This is a genomic window from Streptomyces sp. NPDC058157 (assembly GCF_042884105.1).
Classification (GTDB): domain Bacteria; phylum Actinomycetota; class Actinomycetes; order Streptomycetales; family Streptomycetaceae; genus Streptomyces.
The window spans coordinates 1-1095 of record NZ_JBHVUQ010000446.1 but is presented as its reverse complement, the minus strand read 5'-3'; the positions used below and the strand labels follow the sequence as shown (position 1 = coordinate 1095).

The window sequence follows — 1095 nt, the reverse complement described above, 5'->3', positions numbered from 1 at the left end:
CTACGAGCGGTACGCCGGGTTCCGTACGGCCCTCGACACGCTGTGCGCCGTGGCCGGACCGGACACGGCCGCCCTGCTGTACGGGACGCACCCGGCCCGCGGCGGGGCGGCGGCGGAGGCCGTGCGGCGGCTCGGCGCCACCGAGGTCTGCCAGCCGGTGCTGGGCGCCGTCCAGCTCGCCGCCACCGCCCTCCTCGCCGACTGCGGGATCACCCCGGACCTGACCCTCGGCCACAGCGTCGGGGAGTTCGCGGCGGCGGCCGCCGCCGGGGCGCTGAACGGAGAGGACACCGTGCGGCTGCTGGCCGGGCGGGGTGCGGCGATGCGGCGGGCGACGGAGGGCGGTCCTCCGGGCGGGATGCTCGCCGTGCAGACGGACGAGGAGACCTGCCGGCGGCTGGTGGAGGGGATCGACGGGGTCTGGCCCGCCTGCTTCAACGAGCAGCGCCAGATCGTGGTCAGCGGCACCGTGCGGGGCCTGGCCGCGCTGCGGGAGGCCTGCGCCGGGGCCGGGGTGGTCACGGTGGCGCTGGAGGTGGCGGGGGCCTTCCACTCGCCGCTGCTGGCGGCCGCCGAGGACGAGGTGCGCGCGGTGCTCGCCGCCCGGCGGATCACCGCCCCCGTGGTGCCGTTCGTCTCCTCGGTGGACGGGGAGCTCCGCGCGGATCCGGCCGCGCTGCGCGAGCTGTGGGCCCGGCACGCGTCCGGGCCGGTCCGCTTCGGCGACGCGGTCCGCACCGCCTACGGGCAGGGGGCGCGCGTGTTCCTCCAGGTGAACGGGGGCGGCTCGCTGCTCACCGCGGTCCGCCGCACCCTCTACCACCACGACGACGTGCACCTCTTCGCCGCCGACGCGGTGGAACGGGAGGACGGCCGCGGCTTCGTCCGGACCCTGGCCCGGCTCGCGGTCCTGGGCGTCCCGGTCGACCCGCGGGGCCTGGTCCCGGCCGAGCAGCGCCGGCTGCTGGACCTGCCCCCGGCGGAGCTGGACACCCAGTCCTACTGGGTACCGGGCGCACGCCCCGGCCCGCGCACCGCGGTCCCGCCCGTGCAGCCGCCGTCGGACGACACCCCGTACGAACTCCTGCGCATGAT

1 protein-coding gene is annotated in these 1095 nt (G+C 78.0%); it reads left to right on the top strand.

Annotation, left to right across the window (positions count from 1 at the left end; genetic code table 11):
• Positions 1–1095 (top strand): acyltransferase domain-containing protein (locus ACFVXK_RS38735; protein ID WP_389622125.1); only part of this gene is annotated, 1095 nt, incomplete at both ends.